Source organism: Pseudomonas sp. UF-293, assembly GCF_058245595.1.
In genome coordinates, this window is sequence record NZ_JBSICA010000004.1 from 184750 (window position 1) to 211652 (window position 26903).

General features: G+C 58.9%; 13 protein-coding genes. 9 read left to right on the forward strand and 4 right to left on the reverse strand.

The features are described 5' to 3' along the window. Positions 1-18: 18 nt before the first annotated feature. Together AC4IHP_RS07395 and AC4IHP_RS07400 are read right to left on the reverse strand one after the other, a co-directional pair. Positions 19-807 (reverse strand): siderophore-interacting protein, encoded by a 789-nt coding sequence (locus AC4IHP_RS07395; protein WP_460121220.1) that lies wholly within the window; start codon positions 805-807, stop codon positions 19-21. Beyond that, on the reverse strand, positions 804-1379 hold the full coding sequence (locus tag AC4IHP_RS07400) for a PadR family transcriptional regulator (protein WP_490831328.1): 576 nt from the start codon (positions 1377-1379) through the stop codon (positions 804-806). The genes AC4IHP_RS07395 and AC4IHP_RS07400 overlap by 4 nt, the downstream gene beginning before the upstream one ends. Positions 1380-1877: 498 nt before the next feature. Between AC4IHP_RS07400 and AC4IHP_RS07405 the strand changes: the two genes are divergently transcribed. The 6 genes from AC4IHP_RS07405 to AC4IHP_RS07430 all read left to right on the forward strand — a co-directional run bounded on the left by AC4IHP_RS07405 (position 1878) and on the right by AC4IHP_RS07430 (position 8797). Next, positions 1878-2369 carry a CS1 type fimbrial major subunit gene (locus AC4IHP_RS07405; RefSeq protein WP_460121216.1) on the forward strand — a complete coding sequence of 164 codons (492 nt, stop codon included), beginning with the start codon at positions 1878-1880 and terminating at the stop codon, positions 2367-2369. Between the two features lie 112 nt (positions 2370-2481). Beyond that, complete coding sequence (locus AC4IHP_RS07410; protein WP_490831329.1) at positions 2482-5004, forward strand: CS1-pili formation C-terminal domain-containing protein; 2523 nt, start codon at positions 2482-2484, stop codon at positions 5002-5004. A 4-nt stretch (positions 5005-5008) separates the two neighbouring features. Continuing rightward, the gene (locus AC4IHP_RS07415) at positions 5009-6220 is read left to right on the forward strand and encodes a hypothetical protein (protein ID WP_490831330.1); all 1212 of its coding nucleotides are present in this window, start codon (positions 5009-5011) and stop codon (positions 6218-6220) included. A 44-nt stretch (positions 6221-6264) separates the two neighbouring features. Then, positions 6265-7008 carry a molecular chaperone gene (locus tag AC4IHP_RS07420; protein WP_460121210.1) on the forward strand — a complete coding sequence of 248 codons (744 nt, stop codon included), beginning with the start codon at positions 6265-6267 and terminating at the stop codon, positions 7006-7008. Between the two features lie 33 nt (positions 7009-7041). After that, a complete protein-coding gene (locus AC4IHP_RS07425; RefSeq protein ID WP_460121208.1) occupies positions 7042-7545 on the forward strand; it encodes a CS1 type fimbrial major subunit in 504 nt (167 codons plus the stop codon). 19 nt (positions 7546-7564) lie between these two features. Then, positions 7565-8797: a hypothetical protein gene (locus AC4IHP_RS07430; protein WP_490831331.1), complete on the forward strand. Its 1233-nt coding sequence runs from the start codon at positions 7565-7567 to the stop codon at positions 8795-8797. Positions 8798-8853: 56 nt separating this feature from the next. On the opposite strand, the gene AC4IHP_RS07435 is transcribed toward AC4IHP_RS07430, so the two are convergent. Together AC4IHP_RS07435 and AC4IHP_RS07440 are read right to left on the reverse strand one after the other, a co-directional pair. Beyond that, positions 8854-13974, reverse strand: coding sequence for a dermonecrotic toxin domain-containing protein (locus AC4IHP_RS07435; RefSeq protein ID WP_490831332.1), 5121 nt, complete (start codon positions 13972-13974; stop codon positions 8854-8856). A gap of 192 nt (positions 13975-14166) precedes the next feature. After that, entirely contained in the window at positions 14167-17304 is a 3138-nt protein-coding gene (locus AC4IHP_RS07440; protein ID WP_490831333.1) for a biosynthetic peptidoglycan transglycosylase, read from the reverse strand. Positions 17305-17533: 229 nt separating this feature from the next. Between AC4IHP_RS07440 and AC4IHP_RS07445 the strand changes: the two genes are divergently transcribed. The 3 genes from AC4IHP_RS07445 (at position 17534) to AC4IHP_RS07455 (ending at position 26876) form a co-directional block, all read left to right on the forward strand. Beyond that, positions 17534-21211 carry a hypothetical protein gene (locus AC4IHP_RS07445; protein ID WP_490831334.1) on the forward strand — a complete coding sequence of 1226 codons (3678 nt, stop codon included), beginning with the start codon at positions 17534-17536 and terminating at the stop codon, positions 21209-21211. 308 nt (positions 21212-21519) lie between these two features. Further along, positions 21520-22941 (forward strand): amino acid permease, encoded by a 1422-nt coding sequence (locus tag AC4IHP_RS07450; protein WP_490831335.1) that lies wholly within the window; start codon positions 21520-21522, stop codon positions 22939-22941. A gap of 341 nt (positions 22942-23282) precedes the next feature. Beyond that, entirely contained in the window at positions 23283-26876 is a 3594-nt protein-coding gene (locus AC4IHP_RS07455) for a hypothetical protein (RefSeq protein WP_490831336.1), read from the forward strand. Positions 26877-26903 lie beyond the last annotated feature (27 nt).

Below are 26903 nucleotides of genomic sequence, written 5' to 3' on the forward strand. Positions count from 1 at the left end.
ATAGGGGGCAGGAAGAGATCACTCGTCTTGCTCAGAGCCTTCCGCGCGCCAGTAGCCGACCGCTTTGATGAACTGCTCATCCAGTCCATGCTCATCGATCAGCACCCGGCGAATCTGCCGTGAGACCTTGGTTTCCGTCGCCACCCACGCATACAGATTGCCCTTTGGCACCTGCAGTTGTTTGACCGTGGTCAGCAGGTTGTCCTTGCCACCTTCGCGCAGCACCCAGATCACATTGAACGGCGCGGCGCTTTCCAGCACTTGCTGCTCGGCGCCGTTTTCCACTTCGATCACCACCAGCGCCTTGCGATTCGCCGCCAGGCCTTCGAGGCGGCGGGCGATGGCGGGGAGGGCGGTTTCGTCGCCGATCAGCAGGTAGCTATCAAAGATGTCCGGCACGATCATCGACCCGCGCGGCCCGCCAATGTGCAGGAATTGCCCCGGCTGGGCCTGCTCCGCCCAAGTCGAGGCAGGGCCATCGCCATGCAGGACGAAATCGATGTCCAGCTCCATTTTCTCCAGGTCGTAGCGACGCGGTGTGTAGTCGCGCATTTGCGGCATCGGACCGTTGTCCTTGCCGGCGCCGAGCTGCATTGTCTCCAGCGCTGCGGCCTGTTCGGCGGTCTGCGGGAACAGCAGTTTGACGTGATCGTCCGTGCCCAAGCTGATGAACCCGGCCAGTTCCGGCCCGCCAAGAGTGATGCGGCGCATGCGCGGGGTCAGGTCGGTGACGCGCAGCACTTCAAGCTTGCGCCGTTTGATTTCGTGCATCACACGGTGAATGGTTTGAGTATCGACTGCTGTCATTCGGCTTTCTCCGGGGCAGGTTGTACGGCAGGGCCGTCAACGATGGCTTTGGCGGTGTCGTTGAGCAGGTCGCGCACGCGCAGGATTTCTTCGGCGCTCCAGCGGCCGTGATGCAACTGCAGGGCATGGCGCAGGTTGTGCACCGCTTCATGGATTTCCGCCGGACGATCATGGCCGCGCAGCGAGCGCTTGCTGACATCGATGCGCATGCGCACGCCGTCGAGCGCCACGGCCTGTTCAGTTAAAGACAGACGACCGGCGTCGGTCACGCTGTAACGTTTTTTGCCGGCCTTGGCATCGCCGACGATCAGGTCGCTCTCTTCCAGAAAGGTCAGCGTCGGGTAGATCACCCCGGGACTGGGGCTGTAGGCGCCGTCGAACATGCCTTCGATCTGGCGGATAAGGTCGTAGCCGTGGCATGGCTGTTCGGCGATCAAAGCCAGCAACAGCAATTTCAGATCACCGGGGGCGAACACCCGAGGGCCGCGGCCGCCGCGTTCGCGACCGGGGCGCTTCTCGAAGCCGTCGCGGCCGTCGCCATGCTCGCGGTGGGGGGAATGATGGTCTCTCATTTCACTTCTCTCTCGTCGTATTTAGATACAACTTAAGATATATCTTAAGGCTCGCGCAAGATGTTTTTCTCTGCGTGCTGCCTCGGCGGACGAGTGGTCGATCGCTGGAAAAAAACAGTGGATCGGTTTTTTTGCTGCTCGGCGGCGCGGTAACCTGGGAGTTAAAGTTATCGCTCTAGTTGCTCTTGAGTATATATTCTAATGTCACCAAAGTTGCTGATCTAAAGCGGCAAAGTTGCTGTGTGGTGTTTTCAGGATAACTGTGTGTAGGGCGCAACTTACAGCGAATAACGCAAGTATCTGTTTTTTGTTCTTTTTTCTGGCGGGGTGCGTGGTTGTTTAACTACGCGCTTGTCGGAAGTTGCCTGCTTACATTCCAGAGACAACAGCCGATGATGCCCCCCGTTGAAAGTTCAAGTTGCTCCGGTGCTCGATAAGCAAAGGGTTCATGAACTTTTAATGACAACCCCCTTATATAAAGCAAACAGGTACTGAACGATGTTCAAGAAATTCGCAATCGCTGCACCACTGGCTCTTCTGGCAATGACCTCCACCGGTGCCTTCGCTGCCGGCGAAGCGTCGCACTCCATCAGCCTCGTCGCTCACGTGCCAACCAACGGCTTCTACGTGGTGCCAACCGATCCGGATCTGGTCAACAAGGACCAGGACATGAGCTACCAGCCGACCACCGGCAAGATGGCCGAAGTCAATGGTTTCTTCGACGTGCGCAACAACAACGGTTCGGTACACGCCAGCCTCGAAAGCCAGCCGAAACTGGTTGCCGGCAACACTTCGATCGACCTGCAAGTGATGCTCAACAACAAGGAACTGACCCTGACCCCGCAAATGGTCGTTGGTGAATCAGAGTCTGACGTCAACTATCGCGCACCGCTGAAAATCTCCGCCAAGGGCAGCAACTTCCAGCCGGGTGATTACACCGGTTCCGTGGCCATGATCTTTGACGCCGTGCCACCGGTGGGCGGCAACTGATCAACTGATCAGCTCAATACGCTCGCTTTTCACGAGTGGCGTCAACCGCCGGGGCAGACAGTCATGTATGCCCCGACGGACTTTCATTGTCAGTCAATCAGAGTACAAGTTCATGTTCCCGATGACACCCATCGCGGCTGCGCTTGCGCTGTTGTTGTGTGCCAGCACAGCCATGGCCGCCAGCGCCGCCGGTACGACGCCACGCAGTCTGCTGGCCCAGGCCAAAGGCTTGCCCGCGGATTTCGAGGAGCATTTCTTTGATGTGCCGCTGGCGGTGCGGGTCGAGGTCGACCAACAGCCGCTTGGCGAAGCCATGGTGGTGCTGTCGCGCGATGATCGCATCACCCTTCTCGAATTCACCGACACCAGCGAAAACCGCTTCGGTCCTCAGGAGCGGGAGAAATGGGCGAGCTTTCTCAAGCCCGGCGTGCCCCTGGGCGCATGCACGGGATCTTGCCCGGATGGTTTTCTGGCGGTGCATTACAACCTGGAAAACTCATTGGTTTCGATCGCCACGCAAGATGCCGAACGCGATGTCGAGGCCAAACGTTATTACGAGCAACCGAGCGGTGGCAGTAGCGGCCTGATGGTGCGCAATCAGCTCAACCTCAACGGTGGTCAGGACCAGGATCTCGGCGGACGCTTCGGTCTGGAGGCCAGCGCCAGCCTCGGCAACTGGAGCCAGACGCTCAATCTGCAAATGGCCCGTCTCGGCGGCCCCGACGACAAGCTTTATCACGCGGTACATGAGCTGCACACCCAGCGCGAACTGCAAGGCAGTTTCTTTCGCCTGGGCTATTTCACCCCCAATTCCGAAGGACTGACGCGCCAGCCGCGTACGTTCGGCACCAGTCCCGATACGGCGGTCGGTGTCATGTACGGCAGCTCCGACAGCCTGGCAATCAACAGTCCGATGCCCAGCGTTTACCCGATCTACGTCACCGCCAACCGGCAGGGTTCGGTGGAGATCTGGCGCGACGGTTTGCTGATCAATACGCAATCGATACCGGCCGGCCTGCAGACCCTCGATACCCGCCCGCTACCCGGCGGTATCTATGAGGTGGAAGTGCGCCTGATCGAAGACGGCCAGATCACTTCGACGACTCAGGAGTTGGTGTACAAGCCCAACAACTGGCGCAACCTCGACGAACGCTGGCGCTACAACGTGTTTGCCGGCGAAGAGAGCAAATTGCTCAGCAACTGGGACACACAGTCGAGCGGCAGTCCTACCGCTGGCGCGTCGGTCAATTACCTGCTGCACCCACGGGTGATTGTCGGCGCTTCGGCACGGCAGATCCGCGAAAAACTGCAATACGGCACGTCCATCGACTGGACGCTGGCCAATCACATCACGATGTACGCCAACGTCTACAAGACTGAGGATTACGGCACCGGTCTGGATCTGCAGAGCCTCTATAACTACGGCGCCGGCAGTATCGTTGTCAGCCACAACCGCAGCTGGCTCGACACGACGTATACCTACGACACGCTCCCCGATGGCACCCGTGTGCGGCCGCGCAATGTGTTCGTCGGCCAGACCAGCAACTCCTCGCTGGCACTCAACCATCGCCTGAGCAGCAAGAGTTCGGTGAATGGGCGCCTGTCGCACAGCGAGGGCAATGTCGAAGGCATGGGCGTGGATCTGGGCTGGACCCAGCGCACCGTGCTGCTGGGCAGCGATGCCAGCTGGCGCCTGTCGCTGTTCGATCGGCCGGGCACTTTCAGCAGCGGCGATGCGCGCAATCGCGGTGTTGACCTGAGCATCAATCTGGCCCTTGGCGCACCTGGCCAGCAGCTCACCGGCAGCATTGGCTCGCGCACCGCCCGTGATGGCAAACGCGACAACAATGCCTCGCTCGGCTGGCGCAGAGACTTCAAGGACCACGTGTTGCAAAGCGTCTCGGTGACGGCGCTCACCGACACTTACGGCCTGGGCATGTCCAGCCTGACCAATTTCCGCACCGATGCGCTCAGCGGCGACGCTTTTGTCCAGCGTTCCTCCTATAACGGCAACTTCACTGGCGGGCTCAACCTCGACAGCACGCTGGTGGTGGGCGGCGAGAAGATGCTCCTGACCAGCCAGAGCGAAGTGCGCGGTGCCGGGATGATTGTCGACGTCGAGTCCGACATCGAGGACATCGTCCTGCGCGCCGACGACTTCAGCGGCGGCGGTGCTGCGTTGAAGCCGGGGCGCAATTTCATTCCGATCACGGCGTATCAGAACAGCTCTGTGAGTTTCGATTTCGAAGGCAACGCCGTGCCGGCCGCCACCATTGAGCCGGCGCGCACCCGTTATCACTTGAACAAGGGCGGCGTCGAGTACCGCCAGATCCGCGTGATGAAAACCCTGACCGTGCTCGGCCGTCTGGTTGACGGTCGCGGCCAGCCGCTCAAGGGCCATCACGTGATCAACCACGCCAGCCGTGGCGTGACCGAAGTCGACGGGTTCTTCTCGATGGAAATGAACGCCGGCTCACCGACCCTGGAAGTACGTCAGGGCAATCAGTTGCTGTGTCAGTTCCGTCTCAACGAGGCCGACCATCGCAGCGAAAACAACGTCTTGATGATCGGTGATCTGCGTTGCACGCCGGACACCTTGGCCGATGTGTCCTTGACCGAACAGAAGGCGGGTTGAACGCATGAAGAAGATCACGATGGGCCTTGGTTTCACGCTGGCATTGGCCATGCCTGCCGCGCAGGCGATCAATCAGGAAATCCGTGCGTTGTTTCAACCCGATCCTGCACAGCCGAGCAAGAATCTGTTCGTCAATCAGACACCCAACAGTGGTTATTGCCTGAATTTTCCGGACAAATGTGATTCCGACAAAATGTTCAGCATCGAGTTGCCGGTTCGTTACGACTCCAATCGCCCGATCCTGGCCGGTGACAACGTTTCCTTGAAGGCCCCGGCGGACTGGCGACGGTTGACGGTGATCAACCAGGAAACCCAGGAGTCGGAAATCGTCGAAGTACGCATTACCGGCATCGGCTCCCGATTCGTCCTGAGTAATAAGGTCCAGGACCTCACGGGCGTCGAGGCGCCGACGGGCCACGACATTCTCTGGACCTCCGGCAGTGGCTGGCTATACGCCCCGGCACCTTGCGAAGGGAGCGGCGTGGCCAGTTACGGGCCCGAGTCCTATCGCTTTTTCTGGAAGACACCGTTGGAAGCGTTCTGCACCAAGACCGCAGCGTTTCGCATTCCTTCGATGTACTACGAGACGCTCGATTTTTCATATGAGCTGAAGACTCCCAATCCCCTGGGTATGTCGAGCGGTCTGTATACCGGTTCAATCTCCTACACCATGGGCCCCGGCGGTGATTTCGATCTGGGCGCGATGATGCAGCCCGATGACAGCGCGCTCACGCTCGACTTCGTCCTCGACGTCCAGCACACCCTCAAAGTCGACCTGCCACCGGGCGGCAACAACGTGACCCTCGAACCCGAAGGCGGCTGGGCGCGGTGGGTGGAAAGCGGGCGCAAGCCGACGCGGATCTTTCGCGATCAGTTGTTCTACATCTCGGCGTCGTCGCGCTTCAAGGTCATGTTGCTGTGCAGTTCCTATGGCGGAAACGTCTGCAAACTGGGCAATCCGGAGGGCAACAGCACTGAAGTTCTGGTCTTCATGAGTTTGCCGCCCGGTATTACCGCCTCGGGCGCGCCAGTCAACCGCCTTTCATTGAGCTTCAACCAATGGGCCGGGCCTTTCCAGCCAGGCCTGTACATCGATCGCAAGCCCGGCACCTTGCATTTCGACATGACGCCTTTTGCGATCGACTTCCTGCTCAGACCCGGTGCCAGCGGCAGGTTGCGCGGCAACGTGACCATCATCTGGGATTCGGACGTATGAGCGCTGCAGTCAGGACATTTGCCAAATTCGTGGAGTTGAAAACGATGAACCGAGGATTGCTGCTGAGCCTGCTCAGCGTGTTCTGCCTGACGGCGCAGGCCGGGCCGCAGATCAATGTGGGCACGGTATACGACTACCTGGATGCCGATAAAAGTACCTACCTCAAACGGGTATTCAACAGCGGTGACGCCACGGCGTTCGTCAAGGTCAACGTGCTGGAGATCGTTTACGAGGCGGATGGAACGTCCAAGGAAATTGCCGTGGTCAATGCCGCCGACGGCGCCTCGCGCAATGGCCTGATGGCCAGCCCGGCGCGGCTGATCGTACCGGCGCAAGGCATGCAGGGCACGCGCCTGCTGTACATGGGCGAACGGGATCGCGAGCGCTATTTCCGCGTGCGGTTCGTGCCCGTCGTGCCGGAGCAGGAAGACGATTTCGTCGTCACCAATGAAGAACGCGATGACTACAAAAAATCGCTCTCGGCGGGAGTCAACGTGATGACCGGGTTCGGCACGATCTTCTTCGTGCGCCCAAAAAATGCACGTTTCGACACGGCGATCAATGAAACCGACACGCGCTATGAACTGCGCAACAACGGCAACACGGTGGTCATCGTCGACGAATTCAAGAGCTGTTCGCTGAGCAAGGAAAGCGACTGCGGTGCGACCACCAAACACCATCTGCTGGCCGGCAAGACGTTCGCCTTCGACAAGGAGAAAGGCCGCGAATACCGCTTTTTCCTGATTGAGGGCGCCGACAAAAAGGCCCTGAAAATCGCCAGCCACTGACACGTTTTACCACTGACGCATCGGGTACTCGACATGATCAAGCAATGCATCGCCCTCGTGCTGCTGGCGGTTGCCGGCACCGAGGCCTGGGGCGCGCGGGAGGAGCACACGTTCGAAGTGTCGCTGACCATCCCCAGCCGACCTTTTTACGTCATCCCGGCGGAGCCGGACTGGATTCACCGGCCCCAGCGCCTGAATTGGGATTACCCCACTGCAACGTTGGGCAAGGTGGAGAAAAACTTCGATGTGCACCATGACAGCAGTGCGATCGAGGCCCGTTTGCTGCTCGACCCTTATCTGGAAAACGGCCGGCCGGGAGAGATCATCGAATTGCGCGTGACCTTCAACGACGTCGAACTGAGTTCACATGCCATTGCGCGACAAGTGGTTTCCAGGGAAGAAGCCGCCACTGGCAAACGTGTTGCGCTGAAAATCGAACCGATCGAACCGGCCGGAGGCTATCGATCCGGTGACTACAGCGGCAATGTGCTGCTGATGTTCAGCGCCGCTACGCCTGGTGCAAACGCCGAATCGTGAGCCTAGGACGAGTATGAGCATGAACAAGACTATCCTGGCGATCGGGCTGCTACTGTGCTCGGGCGTTTCCGAGGTGCAGGCGCTCAATAAGGAAATTCGCGCATTATTCCAGCCTGACCCCTCCAAGCCGAACAAGAATGCGTTCATCAACCAGACGCCGAACAGTGGTTATTGCCAGTCATACCCCGCCGAATGTGCTGCAAACGGTATGTTCAGTATCCAGCTGCCTATCCGGTTTACTTCCAACACTTTCATCGGCGCCAATGACACGGTTGGAGTCAGGGCGCCGGCCAACGGGCGACGGCTGACAGTCACCAATCCGGATACTCAGCACACGGAAACCGTGGAAGTCCGTATAAGCGGCGTTGGTTCGCGCTATGTGCTGGACAGTCCGGCGACCCAGATAGCAGGCGGCAGCACCGCCCTTGAAGGCCATAGCAGATTGTGGCGCACAGGTAACTGGGTGCAGGGAATCCCCGTTCCATGTATGTACAGCGGCGTCGGAGAATACGGCGCCGACTACTTCCGCTTTTTCTGGAAAACGGTCAAGGAAGGCTTCTGTGGCAAGAGAGTGGCGTTCCCTGCGCATATCAGGTGGATGCATTTCGATACCCTGGATATCGCTTACGAGCTGATCACACCCAATCCTTTGACAATGTCGACCGGCCGTTACGTCGGCTCACTGTCTTACAATCTGGGACCTGGCGCTGATTTCGACATGGGCATGTACATGATCCCTGACGTTACAGAGCTGACGCTGGATTTCGTCCTCGACGTGCAACACGCCTTGAAAGTCGATATTCCGCCCGGCGGTAACCATGTTTCGCTGGAACCTCAGGGCGGCTGGCGCGGCTGGCTGGAGAGCGGGCGACGGCCGACGCGGCTGTACCGTGACCAGACCTTCAATATCTCCGCCTCGTCGAAATTCAGCATGAAAATCGAATGCGAACATGATCTCGGATTTGGCGATGGCTGCGGCATCATGAACCCCCAGACGGGCTTCGCCGGCGGGGTCAACGTCAGCGTCAGCCTGCCCAGCGGACTGACCGACAGCAGCGGGGGAGCAGTTCGAAAAATGCCTCTGCGCCGCACGCCGACCGCGCCGTTTAAGCCCGCAGCCTACGTGGAAGGCAAGTCCGGAACCTTGCACTTTGAAGTCGCCGAGCGATACACCAACTGGCTCATCGATAACGCTGGCGACAAACCCTACAAGGGCAACATCACGGTGATCTGGGATTCCGAAGCGGGCTGACCTGTGTAAATCGGCCAACCCGATCGCGGTGTTGGCCGAGTGTGGTCAGGGAATTCTCAGAGGCCGGCTCTGGTCATCGCCTCGCGGGTCAGGCGCCGGGACAGTTCCTGGCGCTTGTAGGCGATGTTGTCATACAGCGCTTTATAGCGTTCCTCGCTCAGGGGGGCGTCGTCGAACAGGTCGCTGTCGGCCGGAATATCCAGTTCCTGCGCGAGGGCCTCGATCCGCCGGGTCAGTTTATGCATGTCGGTTTGCGCGGTCGGCCTGGCCCATTCAGCTTTGGCCGCCTTCAGTTCATCGAGTTGCTCGCCCTTGCGATCGTAGGTCTGATTATTCGCTGTGTACTCCTCCGGGTACGTCTTGAGTAAATGATCCTCCCAGAAGTTATCCGAGCCCAGCGCGAGCATGCCGTTGACCAGACCATCGCCTGCTTCCCCTTCGCTAATCGTCTTGTAGGCGGCGTCGAGTTTCGCTTGCGTCACGCCCGAGCGGGGGCGGTACAGCATGCCTTCGGCCTGCCAGGGTAATTCGAGGGGTTCAGCCAGGCCGGTCTCGAAGGCCATGTGCACTTCGACTTCATCTGGCGCTGGGATGCTCGGGTCGCTTTTGTTGAGTGTCTCCTGGGTCTTGCACTCGAATGCGGCTTCCTCGGCGACGCGGTTCAGACGCGTCGCCCCGCGCGCCAGGCGCACCAGACTGCGCTCAAGGATCGCGGGTGAAGGCGACTCGGCATAGGCTTTGGACACCAGCACCTTGATGCCCAGCGAATTGAACAATTGTGCGCCGAGATCGCCGCAATCTTCGGGCGAGACAATCTGCCTGAACAGCGTTTCGCGCAACTTCGAATCGACCGCAACGGCATCGACCATTTCCCAGACTCGCCGGGTCAACCGTCGGCGGCCCTGCTCGTTGCGGTAATCGGCACTCTCGCGCTGCTTGCGGATCACGCTGAAAAAACCGGCGGAGTCGGGTTCATTCATCAGGTCATGCCACGACTCTTCGCGGTATTTGGAGAGCGAAGTGGATGGGCTCAAATCGCTGGACTCGGTGGGCAGCTGCGTCCAGTGGTCGAGCTCGTTTGCGGCGGCTGCCGAATAATCCTGCACCGGCCTGAACCCCGTGGACTCCCGATAACTGTCGTATCGCTGGCGATCGGCGATCGACAATCGCGACGTGTTGAGCCGGGCACGACTCAGGATATAGGCCTGGTCTGAACCGGCGGTGACCTCGGGCAAGCTATTGATCGGCGCGCCGCGCATATCCAGCATGAAACCGCGCGGCCTTGGTCTGGCTGCGGCGTCGACCGCGAACAGCCCTTCGGGCCAGGTCTCAATCTGCGTGTTGGCCAGGTGCAGTTCGGTCAAATCAGCCATTGCGCTGACATCGGGGGGCACGACCAGAGGATTGCCATTGAAGTTGAGGGTGCGCAGCTGTTTGAGACCGCCTAGTTGGCGACTGGATTCAGGCGTCAGGCTGATCCTGTTGTCGGCTAGATCCAGCTCCTCCAGTTGGCCCAGCAGCCCGGTGACCGAGGGCACTTGCGTCAATTCGCACTGGCGGGCGCTCAGTCGCCGCAGATTGGGCATATGGCTGAGCAGCGCGTTGGGGGCCGACGACAGTCGCGCGCGGTCAAGTCTCAGGGCAGTGATGCGATCGAAATATTTTTTCATCCCCGCACGTCTGCCCAGGTCGAGCCACCAGCGCTCGAGATCCAGACGGGAAATATCGGAAGACAGATCCAGCGTATAGCCTTGATCGGGATGCACGCTGCGCTCGCCGAAAAATTCCCCCTGACGATCGAAACATTCGATCAGCCGCCCCTCGATATGCCATCCGCCGTTACGCATGAAATCCGCCGACGCGCCGTAAACCGGTTCGCCATTGTCATCCACCCCGGCGGGATAGCTTTCACGCCAGCGCTGCAGTTCGCTGTGCAATTGCGTACGGTCGTTTTCAAGCTGCGCGATGGCATCGACCGGTTCACCCTTGCTTGCCAGCACCTCGATGAATGCGGTGACTTCCCGTGGGGTCATTTTCGGATACAGATCCTTGACTCTTTCCTCGGGTGTCGAGCGCCGGAACATACGCGGCCAACCACGCACCAGTGATTCGGTTTCGATCGTCACCGCCGGACTGATCGGCGGCTCGGCCAACGCCGTGCGGCGCACGGCGGGCGGCGCCGCGAGCTCCATCAGCCACAGTCTGAGCGGACGACCCTGGCCGCGCCTGTAGCCTATTTTGGTCAGAGTTTCATCCGGCATCGCGTGCAGAATCGATTCGTAGAAATCATCGGCGCCATGCAGCGTGTGGTTGTTGGCGTCGAGCACTTCGTAGCGCCCGCGTTCATCGCGGACCAGGCGTCTGACCGTGCTGGCGTCCTGTGGGCCGGCGCTGCAGCGCAATGGGCCGTCATAGCTGCCATCACGCACTTCGATCAACAGGTCGGCGAAGGTATCGGAGTAGAGCCGCAGCGCCCCGAGTGACAGCTGCTCGGTTGCCTCGGTCAATGAGTGGTCGCGGTAGAAACCGTCATAAGCGCGGCTGGCCGAGGCTTCGAAATCCAGTTCCCGCGCTTGATGTTTCAGGCGCAGCGGCAAGCGGTTCTCATCGTTGATGCGCTGCAGCTCGCCAGGGCTGGCATCGGCCAGCAGCTTTTCCGCCAAGGGCAGCGGCAACTCGGGGAAGCGCTGCCTGACGATACGGACCTTGCGTTTGCGCGGTCGCTCGGCGGCTTGATAGAAACGCTTGGCAATATCGCTGCGGCTTTTGTCTACGGCCTCGGCGAGCAAGTCGCGCAGCGCCTGTGGCCGAGCGATGGCGGGCACGTCGCGTTTGAGCAGCGTGCGCATTTCGGCGTCGGTGAGAAAGTCGTTGAGGCGTTCGGGCAAGCGGCCGGCATTGAGCTCGGCCTGAGTGATGGTCAGGGTGTCGGCATCGGCAGCAGAGGGGTCGCCGTATTGGCGCGAATGACCTTCGACGTGCTCGTAGATGACTTTGATTGCGCGCCGACCCGGCCAGCCCGGCAAGCCGGTGGTAATCGGTTCGAACCAGTCGGCCGGCGGTTTGAGTGGGCGTCCGGCGCGAATGTCGGCGCTGGCGGTGCGCGCGTCCGCTTGAGCGGTGAAGCGCTTGAACGTATCGGCCAGCAAGGGCGGCGGCGCGCTGCTGCTGTTGTGCATGGCGCGCAGTTCATCGTGGCCGGTGCCGCTGCTGGCGCGGATCTGTTCCAGCTCGATGGCGGAAAACCGCTCGACGCTGTGGCCCAGACGCGGCATCAGCGCGCTGTGGTGCCAGTCGAGAGGGTTCTCTGCCTCGTGCCGCCAGGCGCCCTGCGCGTTGTGGTCGAGGATCGGTTTATACGCGTTGGCGCGCTGCGGATGCCTGATGCGATGCACGTTGGCGCGCTGATGACTGAAGGCTTTTTCAACGCTGTAGAGTTTGCCCTCCAGCGGCAGAACGGTGTGATCGCCCACCTGATGCAGGCCATGCGCGTCGGGTTTCGATGAAGCGGCCAGTTGCAGGTCTTTTTGCTCGTAAGGGCCAAGATCTGGATGCCATAACGAGGCTTTACCATCGGGCAGCTTCACCGGCTTCATACCCTCCACCAACGGCGACAGCTTGAGTTTGAAGGCACTGCCGATCTGCGCACCGGCACCGAATGCCGCCAGCTGGATGACGCTGGTGACTACGCCGATGATGTGCTCGGCCGCTTCGATTTGCTGGCCGTGGACCAGATCGACGACGCCTTCGACCACCTCGCGGGTCAATTGATACGCGGTGTAGGCCAGCATCAGCTCGCCGAGGCCGGGCACGAACGGTGTGGCAACCAGCAGCGCGACGTTGAAAATATCCGAGACGATCTTCTTGAAGTTGGCCCACCAGGCCCAGCGTGCCTGGCTGTCGGTGTCGGCGGTGGAAACGGCAATCTCCCGGGCGTCGTTGACGATCTTGTCGAGCTTGCGCTGATAGGCATATCCCCAGTAATCACCGTGCAGGCGGGTGTCCGCGAGCCGCAGATCGGGGCTGTCCACCGGGTCCTTGCGCCATTTCGGGCGTTGATCGGTCGGGTCATCGGACGCGTGATATCGAGTGATAAACAGACGCTCCTCCAGCTCGGCGAAGAAATGGCCGCGCTGTTGATGGTCGATGAATCGACTGAAGAACTGGCGGTACGTCTGGCGGGTCGCGGCGCATAAGCGGTCTTCACGCAGTTGCCGGGTCAGTTCGCTGCCAAATGCCTCAACCGAGTCGTATTGCTTGAGCGGGTGATCGGGATCGTGCGGCACGTAGGCGATCACCGACCGTGCCCCGGAAGCGTCACTGGCACCGTGTGGCAACAGCATGATGCCGGTCAGTCGCTGGTCGAGCAGCGACAGCTCGTACCAGCGAACTGGCCGCTCGGTGTTTTTCAGCGGGGATTTACCGGTGCTCAGGCGCAGCACCTTTCTGTGTGCATCGTCGTGGATATCGCCCTTGATCAACGCCAGATGCGCCGCGACGGCGAGGGCGTCTTTCTGGCTTTGCGTCACTTGGTAACGCAGCAACCCTTCGACCAGCGGTTCGCCTGAAAGCAAAAAACTGTCGAGGTGCTTTTTGTACTGCGCGCCCAGGTCCAGCTCGCGACACAACGTCTGGAATTGTTGAATGGACATTTTGTTGCGGATCGGCACGACATCGAACAGACCACGCGCATCAGGCTGGCTGATGTACTCGGAGTCCGGTCCGGCAATTTCAGTGCTGGCGAAGTTATGCAACGCGGCGTCGAGCAGCGACACCGTACGCGTGACCACGCCAGCCGAGATATCAAGCGCATACCAGGGCGTGGCTGCCGGAATGTACAGGCGTAACCAGGTGGCTTTGACGTCGGGCTCGATCCCGTACAGGGCATTTATTTTTGCTTTGAGCAGCGGTTCGGCGAAGGCATACAGATCGAGTTTCGCCAACAGATGATCCACCGTGTTCTGCGACCCCCAGGCTTTGAGGTTGGCGGCGGCAAGCCGTTGCTGATCCCTGGCTGGCGCCATCTGGTACCACGACTCGATGTTGAAGGGGGTGGCAGCCAGCGCCTCGGCGCGGCTGACGGTGGCGGTTTTGAAAGGAGTGCTGACGGCGGACTTGATGAATTCGTAGTGCCGACCTTGGTCCGTATTGTCATCAGGCAGGGAGGAGACGGGCATGGCAATCATCCTTGATTGTTTGAGGAATGATCAGCCTACCCACGACGGGGCAAAACAAAAGTTCAAAGAACGGGAGGCAAACGCCATTCCGCTGCCGTAACCGGACGAAAATTCGAATCGGAAAAATGCAGGAATACCACCAGTGAAGGTGAAAAAACTTCACCCTGAAGGCGACAAGCCCGACACGCCTTGTTACCTCAAGCTGCGCTGATCGAGGTCGACCAGCGCCACATCATTGTTTTGCGCGGAGTGACATTGCGAGTCGCTGCCCGGCTGCAGATACGGCGTGAGAATCGGCGCCATGCCCTTGAGCACCTGTGTGGGCAGGGCCGAAGTGAACTTGAAGTTCTCCGCCGAGCGCCCCGGGACGAACGCGGTAAGGGTGCCGAAATGGTGATCGCCGATGTAGAACACGAACGTCGCGGTGCGGTTGATCGACTTCGAACTGATGATCCGCCCGCCCGAACCGATCGCGGCAATGCGGTTGTCGCCGGTACCGGTTTTGCCACCCATGGCCAGTGGCGTGCCATCGGGCAGTTTGAAACTGCCGGAAACACGTTTCGCCGTACCGGCGTCGACCACCTGCGACAGCGCTTCGCGCATGGCTCTGGCTACTTCCACCGGCATCACCCGCTTGCCGACGTGCGGGTCGTTGAGCAGTTTCGTTTCATAGGGTGTACCGGCGGCGAAATGCAGGCTGTCGATGCGCAGGGTCGGCATGCGCACGCCGTCATTGAGGATGGTGCCGATCAATTCGGCGAGTGCGGCGGGGCGGTCGCCGGAGCTGCCGATAGCCGTGGCCAGTGACGGCACCAGGTGATCGAACGGGTAGCCGACTTTCTGCCAGCGCTGATGAATCTCGAGAAACGCTTCGATCTCCAGCATGGTCCGAATGCGACTGTCGCGCGCGCCTTTGTGCCGGCTCTTGAACAGCCAGCTGTAGACTTCCTGACGCTCGAAATGGCTGGCCTTGACGATCTCGCTGAAGGTCGCTTCCGGGTGATGCAGCAGATAACCCATCATCCACAGATCCAGCGGATGGACCTTGGCGATGAAGCCTTGGTCAGGCAAATCGTAACTGCCAGGGCCATAGGAATCGTAGAGGCGGATCAGACGGTCGTCGGTGAGTTTTTCGTTGAGCTTGGTGCCCTTGAGGTGCGAGCGTACGAAGCGGTTGAAGTCTTCCTGACTGGCCTCCGGCAGCAGATAGCGATGCACCGCCGCCATGCGGATCGGCGTCGGGCGCATGCTGTCGAGGAAGGTGTCGAGACGCGCCTGGGTATCCTTGTTCTTGTACTTCTTCCAGAACTTGAGCAGGAACGAGGTGCCTTCGCGGTCGGCAAAACTGGCCAGATATTCCTGACGGCGCGGGTCGCGATCATCCTTGAGCAATTCGGCGTTGGGGCCTGAGTAGGTGGTGTAGCGGACGATGTCGCGCATCAGCCGAATGAACGGCAGGTTGATCGACTCGCGCAGCGAATCGCGCAGGGTCGGCAGGCGACCGTTGTCCTCTTTGCGAAAGTTATGAAAGGTGTGCAGCCCACCGCCGGTAAAAAACGCCTCGCCCGGGCTCGCTGAATATTTGCGATCGAGCGCGGCGCCGAGCAGCTTCGACAGGTCGTGATCCTTGTTCTGGATCAGGTAGTCGATCACCCAGCGGCTGAGGCGGTCCTGATCGGGCACTTCGACTTTTTTCAGTTCCGCCACGCTCATCGCGCCGTACTTGTCGTGCAGCTCGGCAATGATCTGCAGGTAGGTGGTCAGCACACGCATTTTCGCCGTCGAGCCGAGTTCGAGCTTGCTGCCTTCGTTGATGTCGAACGGCTGATCGGTGCTGTCGGTCTGCACACGCACCCGCGAGCCGTCCGGGGTCAGCTCGAAGAGGGTGAAGCTGTAGCGTACTTGCGTGGTGCTGGTCGGCGTGAGCAGGCGTTCGCCGAGCAGGCCGATTTCGGCGGCGTAGGCCGGGTCGGCGAGTTTTTTCAGGTAGGCGGTGGTCTGGGTTTGCAGGTCGCCTTGCAGGGTGCTGGTGGCCGACAGATCGAGGCGATCGAGGTCGTACAGCGGCCGGTTGAGCATGCTCGCCAGACGACTGCGAGCGACGCTGATGCCTTTGTTGGTTTCGATCGGCTGGATCGTTGGCTGAGTCTGCCAGTCGCGGTATGACACGGTGCTCGCCAGCGCGGCGTCGGCCAGAGCGCTGTCGATCACGCCGTTCTGCTTGAGCAGGCGCAGGTGGCTGTCGGTGAGGTTGGCCAGTTCCTCGCGGCCCTTGGTCAGATAATGCGAAGGACGGCGCTGGGCGATCATCAGCGAGAGCATTTCGCGCAGGGCCAGACCTTTGGCGGCCATGGTCTGCGGGTCGGTCTTCGGGCTGTTCAGTTGCTCGTTGGCCTTGTTGAAATCACTGCCGTACCAGACGCGCAAGCCTTCGGCCATGCCGTGTACTTCACCGTGGCCGGGTACCGCCGAGAGCGGCACGCTGTTGAGGTAGTCGCGCACGATGTTCTGCCGCGAACCGAGAGTCTCTGGGCCGTCCTGATAGGCGCGCACGCTGGCGGAAATCATCTGACGGATCTTCTCGGCGCCCGACACGGTCAGGCCGTCAGGCGAATGGCGATACTTTTCCAGTTGCGTCGCCAGTGTGCTGCCGCCGGCCGATTGCCCGGGCAGATGCAGCAACTTCGCCACTTGCGACCACGCAGCCATGCCGAAGCGCGGCCAGTCCACCGCCGGGTTGGCCAGTGGCTGTTTCGGGTCGAGAAGAAAGCGGTTTTCGATGAACAGCAGGCTGCTGACCACCACCGGCGGTATCGCCGCGAAGTCGGCATACAGTTGCTGCGGATAGTTGTAGCGATACAGCGGCGCGCCTCGGCAGTCGGTGATCGACAACCCGGCCTGAATCTTTTCCGAATACGGCACGAACAGGCCTTTGTCGGTGTAACCGAGCAGGGCAGGGGAGAACCGCGTCTGCTCGGTGATCACATAATTGCGCTTGAGCAGGCGCGGCAGAAATTCGTCCAGAGAGCTGTAACCCAGGCGCAGATCGAACGGGCCGTTGCCCGGGTAGTGGATCGCTTCGCTGGGGCCGGGTTCAAGCTTGTAGGTCAGCGAGGCGGCGTACTGGCTCAGCTCCCGCGCCTGAAAGCGCGAGGTGCGCATTTCCTTGGACGCGGCGAGTCCCACCACAACCGCGATGATCACCAGCAACAACCAGAAAGCCTTCCACCCGTGCCGGCTGCGGCGGGGTTTTTCAGGGACAGGCGCTTCATTCACACGTTCAGTCTGAACCACGGTTTTACTCGAATCGGTTTGCCACAAAGCGCCCATAGTCGACTGATCCATTCACGCAGATTGATCGGACTTGTCTGAAGCTTAGACGGTGGTGGGCGATGGTGAAGGGAATTGTGTGACGAACGCCGGTCCGAAAATAGGGCTGCGAATGCCGAGTCTCACCAGTCAGGCGTTTTTATTTGAAAAGAACCGAACCGAGGAAAGTATGAAAGTTTGTTGAGTACTGGTTTTGCGAGCTGTAAGTGGATGTTGATATTGTTTGGTAATGCATATAGCCGGTTACGCTTATTGGTTTTTGAATACGTTGGTTTTGTTGTTTACTTTTGCCTCGTTATTAATCAAGGAGGTTTCAGTGATGCAGGCGAATCGGTTTATGTCCAATGCAGTTTTGTTATCCACTGACGATGCACAAGAAATTGTTTCAGATAAACCCGAATCTGAACAAATTATCCCGCACGTCCTGGGTGATTTTGGTGGCGCCCTGTCCTGGCCGATACCTTTGAATACCACTCAACAATCTGCCGTGTTGAATGCAACGGCGATCTTTAAAGCGAGTAGAGGAGATAAATGGGCAGCCGGGCAACGAACGCTGGATTATCTACATACAGCCCACCCACTGACAGTAGAAACATTGGCCGACCCGGCTCAGGCCCTGGTTGCACTTGTAGCCAGTGCCGAAGGGCAGGCATTGGGACTGGCGGTGCAAACGCACCTGAAGGGTATTTCCACTGACGTCAGCATCAATGAATATGCGTTGGCGGCCTTACAGTTCGATCTTGATCCGCCCTCCACCGAACAGACTCAACGCAACAGTGTTGCAGGCTTCGATCTGGCCAGCCCTCAGCATTGGGGCCGACCGATTTCAAGCATTGCCGACCAGCTGCGTGAACACCTGATACAACAGCGTCGCTGCGCGGCCGAAGTAGCCGGCCTGGGTGCCTATGCACTACTGGCCAGGCACGCTGCCGTGTTCCTCATCAAAAATATCCCTGACGATGTCGGGTATGGTGGCCCGGCCTGGTTCAACCTTGCCGTTGCCGCATCGATCATCGAAGCGCAATCGCCCGGCAAGGTCGCCAACATGAGCTTTGCCCAAGTCATGCTCGGCGCTCAAAGTGCAGCACTGGTTGATCCAGACGTTACCCGGCACGCGCAGACCGTCACGCTGATCGATTGGGGCGTGGTCCACGGTCTGGTGCCAAGGCAAGCGGACGCAACCTACACCCAAGCGCAACTCGATGCATTGAAAGCCAGCTTTGATGCGCGGTTGGTCGACCGGCTGAACGTGTCCAGCCTGCTCAACAGTACCTTTCCAAGTCGCAAGGAAATCGCGCTGGCCGGGCTCGAAGAACAGTTTGGCAAGGACTACCCGATCGAGAAACGGGTGCTTGAGTGGGACAGTTCGGCAAAATTGCTGGTCTACGTTGCACCTGTCCCTGCGGAAATCGTGGGACCTGTCGGCATGTATTCGCTGTTGGATGTAGCGATGATGGATGGTTCCTGGCAGTGGAAAACCAGTGATTCGCAGCTGAAGTATCGTATTTACGAAATCAATGAGCTGGATCTGCGAGTACGCACCAAGTTCAATACTCAGTTCAAGGCCACGCTGGACAATCTCAAGGAGGGGGCGCGATTAAAGATTCAACATTTGATATCCGGGTTGCCGCTTGAAGACAGGGAAAACCTCGAATACGGCAAGATCACTTTTTATCAAAAAAAGACGTACCGACTGAGCACTACTTTCTGGGGCAGGAATCTTGAATCAACAAGTAGCAGGTTGACGCTGAGAGTCGAACGGGGTGCCGATAAGAAAGTGATCGTTTATTCCCTTGATCTCGCCGCAGGTTCGATCAGCAGAAAGGATTCCGACCCCGCCACAGAAACCGAACGATACGACGTGCATGTTCCCAGCCTCATCTATGCCACAACGATTTTCCCTGTGGCGGACAAGAGCCTCGCCGCAAAGTTTGAGCTGCAATCTTCTCAGGCGGGAACGGTAGCAGTGCCTGTCAGCTATTCCAGTGAAAGAACGCACGCCATTGCCGAGGTTTTCGTCAAACATCTGGACTACGACAGCGAGGACATTCTCAATGCTGCCAGAGGCCAGACGACGTATGACAGCGAACTCGCAGTGCTGAAGTCTCGGGTGGACTTTCTGCTCAACCTGATCCCTTTCAAATCGGCGATCAGCAATTTCATCGATGGTAAATACATAGACGGTGCGATCGATCTGTTTCTCGATGTGCTGGGTTTTGTCACGGCCGGTGTGAGTGCTGCGGCGAAGTTGGCGCAAGTGGTGGCCAGGACAGCATCGGCCATCAGCAAGGCACTCAAGGCCGCAAAAATCATCGGTATGCTCGTATTAAGCGAGCTCAATCCGCTCAGCCCGATCGTGGCAGGCGCGCAGCTATTGGGTAAAGGCATCCGATACCTGGGCGTGTCGGGTGTGCAGCATTTCAACAGACTGCTGGGTGCTGCGCCGGATTACAGCCTTTTGCCGGGTCTCAATAAAAAGTACGGTCCAGCCGCCATCGGCAGTTTCAAAGTCGGCGCAGACAGCCTTGAAGGCGTGGGTGTGCTCAAGGATGGCAAATGGTATCGATACAATAAGGAGACCCGCAGGCTGTATGGCCCGGCGAGTGAGTTCCGGCCATCCGGAACGGGGGGCTTTTCCAACGCCGAATTGGGCCATCTTGCCGTCAAGTCGTCGAGCATTGACGGACTTGAAGCCAATGCCCGAGGTATTTTTCGAAGTGCCGACGGCGAGCACTTTTATATCCGCAACATTGATGCAACCGGCAAAGAGTCGATCTTCGGGATCAGAAATGATTTCAAGCTGACCGGCGATATCACCGATGTGGTTATTGTCGACCGCGTGACCAATCGCGCCCAAGGCAGCAGGCTTCGGCAAGTGGCGCCGGACCAGTGGCAGCCCCTGTCGCTGCGCGGCGGCAACCTCTCTTCGCATGTGGCGGATTACCCCGTTGGCGCCGTTGTCGATGAAACGGCCAGCGCCGCAACCCGTCTCGTGCATACGTCGACCAATCCACTGAGTGCCGGCTCGGGGTTCACCCGTGCGCAACTGACCAATGGCTTGTGGGAACCCGTTATCGAATCCATAACCAGTCGACAAGTGGCGCACCTTTCCGGCGATTTAGGCGAGATATCGTATGTGCCTTATACGTTCCAGCGCACCAGCATTCATCAGGGACTGACGACGCCGGAACTTAGCCGGGTAGCGGTGACGATGAGCTTGACGGAGCCGACAAGAGCCAATTACACCGCCGAAATCCTTGCGCAGCTTAAACGAAAGGAGGGCGGCGGGGATTTCTTCTTCGTCATGGAGCGCATCAAGCCTGCGGATCCGCTCGCCGCTGAAATAAATGCACTGAGAATCCATGACCCCAAGGTCGAAGGACTGCCCAAGAACGCTAATGCAGTGAGCGCCTACTGGGCGCCTCAGGGCGGCTATGTCGATATACCGGCTCACCCCACAACGGACCAACCGGATCATCTGTTCACGCCAGACTTCTCGGGCTGCGCATTGGTGGCCGATCAATTGGACGCCAATCGCTTGCGAGTCAGACACGTCGAGGGATCAAAGGAACTTGCTCAGTACAACGGTCTGGCCAGCGAGGAACATGGCTGGGGAATGAGCACGGCCATGGAGTTTCATGACTATGGATTGCGCATTGACGACAAAGGCCAGGCAGACGCGATCCTCACGGGGTTCGCCTTCATGAGATATGACCGCACGGAGCGGGCATGGAAGCTTCATTTCCAGTCCATCCAAGGTGTCGCGAACGTTGCCCGGCATTCGTCGGTCACCCCCACCTGGTGGGGACGGCGGCCGGACACGCTCATGAGAGTCTGCTCCACTGCAAAAGTCTGCAAAGTCGTGACCAGACCCGTGCTCGTCATACCCGGAGCGTCGGCTGGCTGATGTGACGCTTCACCCTCCATGTGCAATACTCGCCGCGATGTTTTAGTGGCGACTTTTCCTACAGTTGCCAGTTGATCACCTCGGTCAATTGGCATATTCGCGAAAACTCCCCCTGAATCTTGTGATTTATAGAGTGAAAAGACCTGCGACAAGGTTTTTATACTGCACGCCCCGCTGATCTTTCAGGCCCGCCCTGCAAGACGCGTCTGCCCACGAAGCCGACGCGGTTTCCTGCCCAGCCAAGGCCTATCGGCCGACGCTTCGAAACCCGGTGGTCATATCCAATAACAAGACGAGGTTGTACCCCTATGCCAGTTGGCAATCCTCAGCCGTACGGCGACACCGCTTCGGGTGGTCCGCTCAAACGTGAACTCGGCGAACGGCATATCCGCCTGATGGCGCTTGGTGCCTGTATCGGCGTCGGTCTGTTTCTCGGTTCGGCCAAGGCGATCGAAATGGCCGGCCCGGCGATCATGCTGTCTTACATTCTTGGCGGTCTGGCGATCCTGGTGATCATGCGCGCGCTCGGTGAGATGGCCGTGCACAACCCGGTGGCCGGTTCGTTCAGCCGCTACGCGCAGGATTATCTCGGTCCGCTGGCCGGCTTCCTCACCGGCTGGAACTACTGGTTCCTGTGGCTGGTGACCTGCGTCGCGGAAATCACCGCCGTCGCCGTGTACATGGGCATCTGGTTTCCCGATGTGCCGCGCTGGATCTGGGCCCTGGCGGCGCTGATCAGCATGGGGTCGATCAACCTGATCGCGGTGAAAGCCTTCGGCGAATTCGAATTCTGGTTCGCCCTGATCAAGATCGTCACGATCATTGCGATGGTCATCGGCGGCGTCGGCATCATCGCCTTCGGTTTCGGCAATGACGGCGTGGCGCTGGGGATTTCCAATCTCTGGGCCCACGGCGGTTTCATGCCCAACGGCGTGACCGGTGTGCTGATGTCGCTGCAGATGGTCATGTTCGCCTACCTCGGTGTCGAGATGATCGGCCTGACCGCTGGTGAGGCGAAGAACCCGCAAAAGACCATTCCAGACGCGATCGGCTCGGTGTTCTGGCGGATCCTGCTGTTCTACGTCGGCGCGCTGTTCGTGATCCTGTCGATCTACCCGTGGAATGAAATAGGCACCCAGGGCAGCCCGTTCGTGATGACCTTCGAGCGTCTGGGCATCAAGACCGCCGCCGGTATCATCAACTTCGTGGTCATCACCGCAGCGCTGTCGTCATGCAACGGCGGCATCTTCAGCACCGGGCGCATGCTCTACAGCCTGGCGCAGAACGGCCAGGCTCCGGCCGGTTTCGCCAAGACCTCGAACAACGGCGTGCCGCGCCGGGCGCTGTTGCTGTCGATTGCGGTGTTGCTGCTGGGCGTAATGCTCAACTATCTGGTGCCGGAAAAAGTCTTCGTCTGGGTCACCTCGATCGCCACCTTCGGCGCGATCTGGACCTGGGTGATGATCCTGCTGGCGCAACTGAAATTCCGCAAAGGCCTGAGCGCCAGCGAACGTGCCGGCCTCAAGTACAAGATGTGGCTGTACCCGGTCAGCTCGTACTTCGCACTGGCGTTTCTGGTGTTGGTGGTCGGCCTGATGACGTACTTCCCGGATACCCGCGTGGCGCTGTATGTCGGGCCAGCGTTTCTGGTGCTGCTGACGGTGTTGTTTTACGTGTTCAAGTTGCAGCCGACGCAAGTGTGGCAAGGCTCGGTACGCTCGGTTTCTTGAACCGTAACTGCGCAAACAAAACGAAGCCTTGATCGAGAGATCGGGGCTTTTTGTTTTTACGTTTCCGGCAATTACGGTTGATTCCTTGAAAGCGGACGCGATGAACTATTGCCGAGAGGAAGAACAATGACTCTGTGTAGTTGTATCGCTGATGAATTCAGCTGCTGTTCGGCAGATATATTATTTGGTGGCGTTTGCCAGATGGGACTTTTGTGAATTTGTATGTTGATTAAGGTTTGCCAGGTTGGCGTTGTTTAATTGGTAATACATTCTCGCTTCATGTTCCAGGATCTTTTATTGCTTACTTTGGATTCCATTTTATTCCCGTCACGGAAGAATATATGTCCGAATCCAATGTAGACGTTAACGATGAAGTATCGACATCCGAAAATAATCAGATAGAACAAGTCGCAATCCTTCTGGAAGCCGAAAAAGTTACTCCCCACGCATTTGGTGACTTTGCCGGAGCACTGTCCTGGCCAATTCCATTGACTACCGTGCAACAAAAACAAGCCTTGCACGCCACCAGTGTTTATCTGGACAGCCTCGACAGGCTTTCGATAACGGGCGCTGGAGTATTGGACTACCTGGACGCTGACCAGCCACTTTCAAATGATGCGCTGAGTGATCCGCCCTCCGCGTTGGCACACCTCATCAGCAGTGCGCGCGGGCAGGCACTGGGGCGAGCCATTCAGACCCGCTTGAACGGCATCGCCACGGATGTCAGCGCGCGCGAATACGCAATGGCCGGCATCCATTTGAGCCTGCACGAGGGCGATATCGATCAGCCGTCGCGCGGCAAAGTCGCAGGCTTCGACCTGGCCGGGGAGAAACTTTGGGGCAAACCTGCCTCGGCGGTTTTTGACAATCTGGCTGACCACCTGATAAAGCGACGACTGAGCAGCCGCAAACTCGCCGGATTGACAGCCGCCTTGTTGCTGGCGCGCAAGGCGCCCGAGTTTCTCATCGAAAAGTTGCCCGCCAACTTGAAATACGGCACTACGGCGTGGTTCAACCTGACCGTTGCGGCGCGGACAATCGAGGCTCACACGCCCGGGAAAGTCGCCTGCATGACCTTTGCTCAAGTCATGGCCAGCGCTGAAAGTGCTGCGCTGATCGACTCGCAAGTTGCTCCGCAAGTTCATGCTGACGCGCTCGCAGACTGGGGCGTGATCAACGGCTTCATGCGCAAGAACGACGACGAGCATTACCCGCGCGACGAGCTGGAGAACGCCAGGACCCAGTTCAACCAACAACTGACCGATCGCCTTAATGCTTCGATCCTGTTGAACAGTGAATTACCCAGTCGCAAGGCCATCGCGCTGGAGCGACTGAAGAAGCAGTTCAAGGGCGATGTACCCTTCGAAGAGCGGCTTCTGCAACAGCCTGCAGTGGTCACTGAGGGCGGGGTCGGCTTGTACCCGACCCTTAACGGCAAATATTCGTTGCTGGACATCGTCATGATGGGAGGGCCTCCCTACTATCAGTGGACGACTCGCGATCCGCGTTTGTTGCCGCTGCTTGGGCAGATCAATGCGCCGTTGGAACTCGGCGCGGCAAATGCCTTTAACGCGCAATTTGAAAACGCCGTCAGCAACCTCAAGCAAGGTTCTCGATTGCTGGTCAAGCATTTGATAGCCGAGTTGCCGCTGGAGGACAGAAAAAATCTCGAATATGGTCACGTCTCGTTTTACCAGTACAAGACCTATCGTTTGAGTCTGGGGTTTGTCGGCCGAAACCTCACCTCCACAAGCGGCATCCTGAGGGTGAAAGTTGACCTGGGCCGTGAATCGAAGCTGTACGAAATCGATCTGAAGAAAGGGGTTATCCACACCCGTGCTTACGATCCAGCGCAAGCGATCGAGCGCACCGATGCATTTGTTCCGAGCATCCAGTACACCATCGAGCCCTTCAGGCTGGCTGACCGGTCGACAGTCGAAAAACTTAAGGCTCAAAGCGCAAACAGCTCAGCAGCACCCGCCAGTTATTCGAGCGAGCGAACCGAGCTGATCGCTGAGGCGTTTGTTCAACATCTGGATCTGGACAGCGAGGATATTTTGCACGCAGCCAAGGGCCAGACGACGCAAGATCGTGAAAACGCGGCCGTGCAGAAGGTTATCGATTTTGTCGTCGACATGATCCCGTTCAAATCGGCGATCACCCACTTCATCAACGGCAACTATCTCGACGGTGCAGTGGACCTGTTTTTCGATGTGTTGGGTTTCGTGACTGCCGGTGCAAGTGTGGCTGGAAAACTGGCCAGGATTGGTGTTTCCACAGCGTCAGCGCTCAGCAAGACCCTCAAGGCCGCGAGAATAATCGGCGCGGTGGTGATCACCGAACTCAATCCGTTGGTTGCCCTGCGCGACGTGGGCGTGGGGGCCATCCGGTTGCTTGGCCATGGCTTCAAATTTCTCGGTGAGCACGGCTTGCGGCAGATCATGGCGCTGCGCAAAGCGGCAGATTCCAGCGAGTTATTGCAACTATTGCGCAAAGAACACGGGCCGACGCTGCTGGGGACGTGGAAGATAAACGAGCACAGTGTCGAGGGCATCGGCGTACTGAAGAACGAACAGTGGTATCACTACAATCCGCTGAGCAATCGGCCTTATGGTGCACCGGGCGATTTCCGGCCCACGCCTGGCCGCTTCGCACTGGTCGGATTCGGCAATGACCACCTCAGGCGCTTCGCCATCAAGCCAGCGGAACTCAACGGACTGCAAGCCAATGCCCAGGGTATTTATCGCAGCGCTGACGGGCAGCGATTTTTTATCCGCAACATCGATGCAACCGGCAAGGAAGCGGTGTACGGCATCAGCAATGATTTCACGCTTAACGGCGATCTGACGGATGTTGTCATCGTCGACCCCGCGACCCGTCGTGCGCAAGGTTCCAGACTCTGGCAAGTTGCGCCGGATCAATGGCAGCCGGTTTCGCTGCGCGGGGGCGATCTTGCGACCGGGGCAGCCGATGTGCGGGCGGGTGTACTTATCGATGAAAGCACCAGCGTCACTCATCAGCTTGTGTATACCTCAGGCAACCCGCTGCGCTCCGACTCGGCGTTTACGCGTGAGCGGCTGCCCAACGGTTTATGGGAGCCTGCCATCGAAGCCGTTCCTGCCAGCCAGATTGCACATCTGGGATACGAATGGGGCCAGCCATCGCTGGTGCATTATTCGCTGCAGCCCACCAGCATCCATCAGGCCCTGTCGACCTCACAGCTGAGCCGGGTTCCGGTGGCGACAGAGTTGTTGCAACCGGGCCGAGTCAACTACAGCGCCGAGATCGCCTCAGAACTGGTCAACAAGGAAGGCGGCGCAAGTTTTGTCTTTGTCATGGAGCGCGTTCAGCCTGCGAAATCGGCCGGAGCGCAATTCAATGCGCTGAAAATTCATGACACCAGAGTCGCCACGATTCCTGAAGGATCAGACGCAGTGTTGGGTTATTGGGCGGCTCAGGGAGGCTACGTGGATATCCCTTTACATCCCGGTCTTGGGCAGCCTGATCATTTGTTCACGCCCGGCTTCAGTGGCTGCTCGCTGGTGGTCGATCAGATGGACACCAGTCGCCTGCGGGTCAGGCATGTCGAAGGCGGGAAGGAGCTGGCGCAGTACAACGGCCTTGCCACGAATGAACATGGCCTGGGGCTCAGTACGTCCCTGGAGTATCCCGATTACGGTCTGCGGGTGGATGCCAACGGTCGGGCTGATTCGCGGCTATTGGGTTTCGCGTTTATGAAATATGACCGTTCGGCGCGTTCCTGGAAGCTGTATTTCCAGTCCAGCGAAGGTGCCGCCACGATCATAAAATACTCTTCGCAGAAACCTGGGTGGTTCACGTCGCCGGACACGCTGGTCAGCGTTTACCCCGACACTAGCGTGGTGAAAGCCGTTATCCGGCCGGTGCCGATCCTGGACGGTGCAGTGGCTGCGTGATCCAACGGGCGTACAGCGCCAATCCTG

What these genes read in the sequence shown, in the direction of transcription:
- AC4IHP_RS07415 (WP_490831330.1), top strand. Translation starts at nt 5,009, where the DNA reads ATGAAGAAGATCACGATGGGCCTTGGTTTCACGCTGGCATTGGCCATG.
- AC4IHP_RS07445 (WP_490831334.1), top strand. Translation starts at nt 17,534, where the DNA reads ATGCATATAGCCGGTTACGCTTATTGGTTTTTGAATACGTTGGTTTTG.
- AC4IHP_RS07440 (WP_490831333.1), bottom strand. Translation starts at nt 17,304, where the DNA reads ATGGGCGCTTTGTGGCAAACCGATTCGAGTAAAACCGTGGTTCAGACT.
- AC4IHP_RS07425 (WP_460121208.1), top strand. Translation starts at nt 7,042, where the DNA reads ATGATCAAGCAATGCATCGCCCTCGTGCTGCTGGCGGTTGCCGGCACC.
- AC4IHP_RS07410 (WP_490831329.1), top strand. Translation starts at nt 2,482, where the DNA reads ATGTTCCCGATGACACCCATCGCGGCTGCGCTTGCGCTGTTGTTGTGT.
- AC4IHP_RS07435 (WP_490831332.1), bottom strand. Translation starts at nt 13,974, where the DNA reads ATGCCCGTCTCCTCCCTGCCTGATGACAATACGGACCAAGGTCGGCAC.
- AC4IHP_RS07455 (WP_490831336.1), top strand. Translation starts at nt 23,283, where the DNA reads ATGTCCGAATCCAATGTAGACGTTAACGATGAAGTATCGACATCCGAA.
- AC4IHP_RS07400 (WP_490831328.1), bottom strand. Translation starts at nt 1,379, where the DNA reads ATGAGAGACCATCATTCCCCCCACCGCGAGCATGGCGACGGCCGCGAC.
- AC4IHP_RS07395 (WP_460121220.1), bottom strand. Translation starts at nt 807, where the DNA reads ATGACAGCAGTCGATACTCAAACCATTCACCGTGTGATGCACGAAATC.
- AC4IHP_RS07420 (WP_460121210.1), top strand. Translation starts at nt 6,265, where the DNA reads ATGAACCGAGGATTGCTGCTGAGCCTGCTCAGCGTGTTCTGCCTGACG.
- AC4IHP_RS07430 (WP_490831331.1), top strand. Translation starts at nt 7,565, where the DNA reads ATGAACAAGACTATCCTGGCGATCGGGCTGCTACTGTGCTCGGGCGTT.
- AC4IHP_RS07405 (WP_460121216.1), top strand. Translation starts at nt 1,878, where the DNA reads ATGTTCAAGAAATTCGCAATCGCTGCACCACTGGCTCTTCTGGCAATG.
- AC4IHP_RS07450 (WP_490831335.1), top strand. Translation starts at nt 21,520, where the DNA reads ATGCCAGTTGGCAATCCTCAGCCGTACGGCGACACCGCTTCGGGTGGT.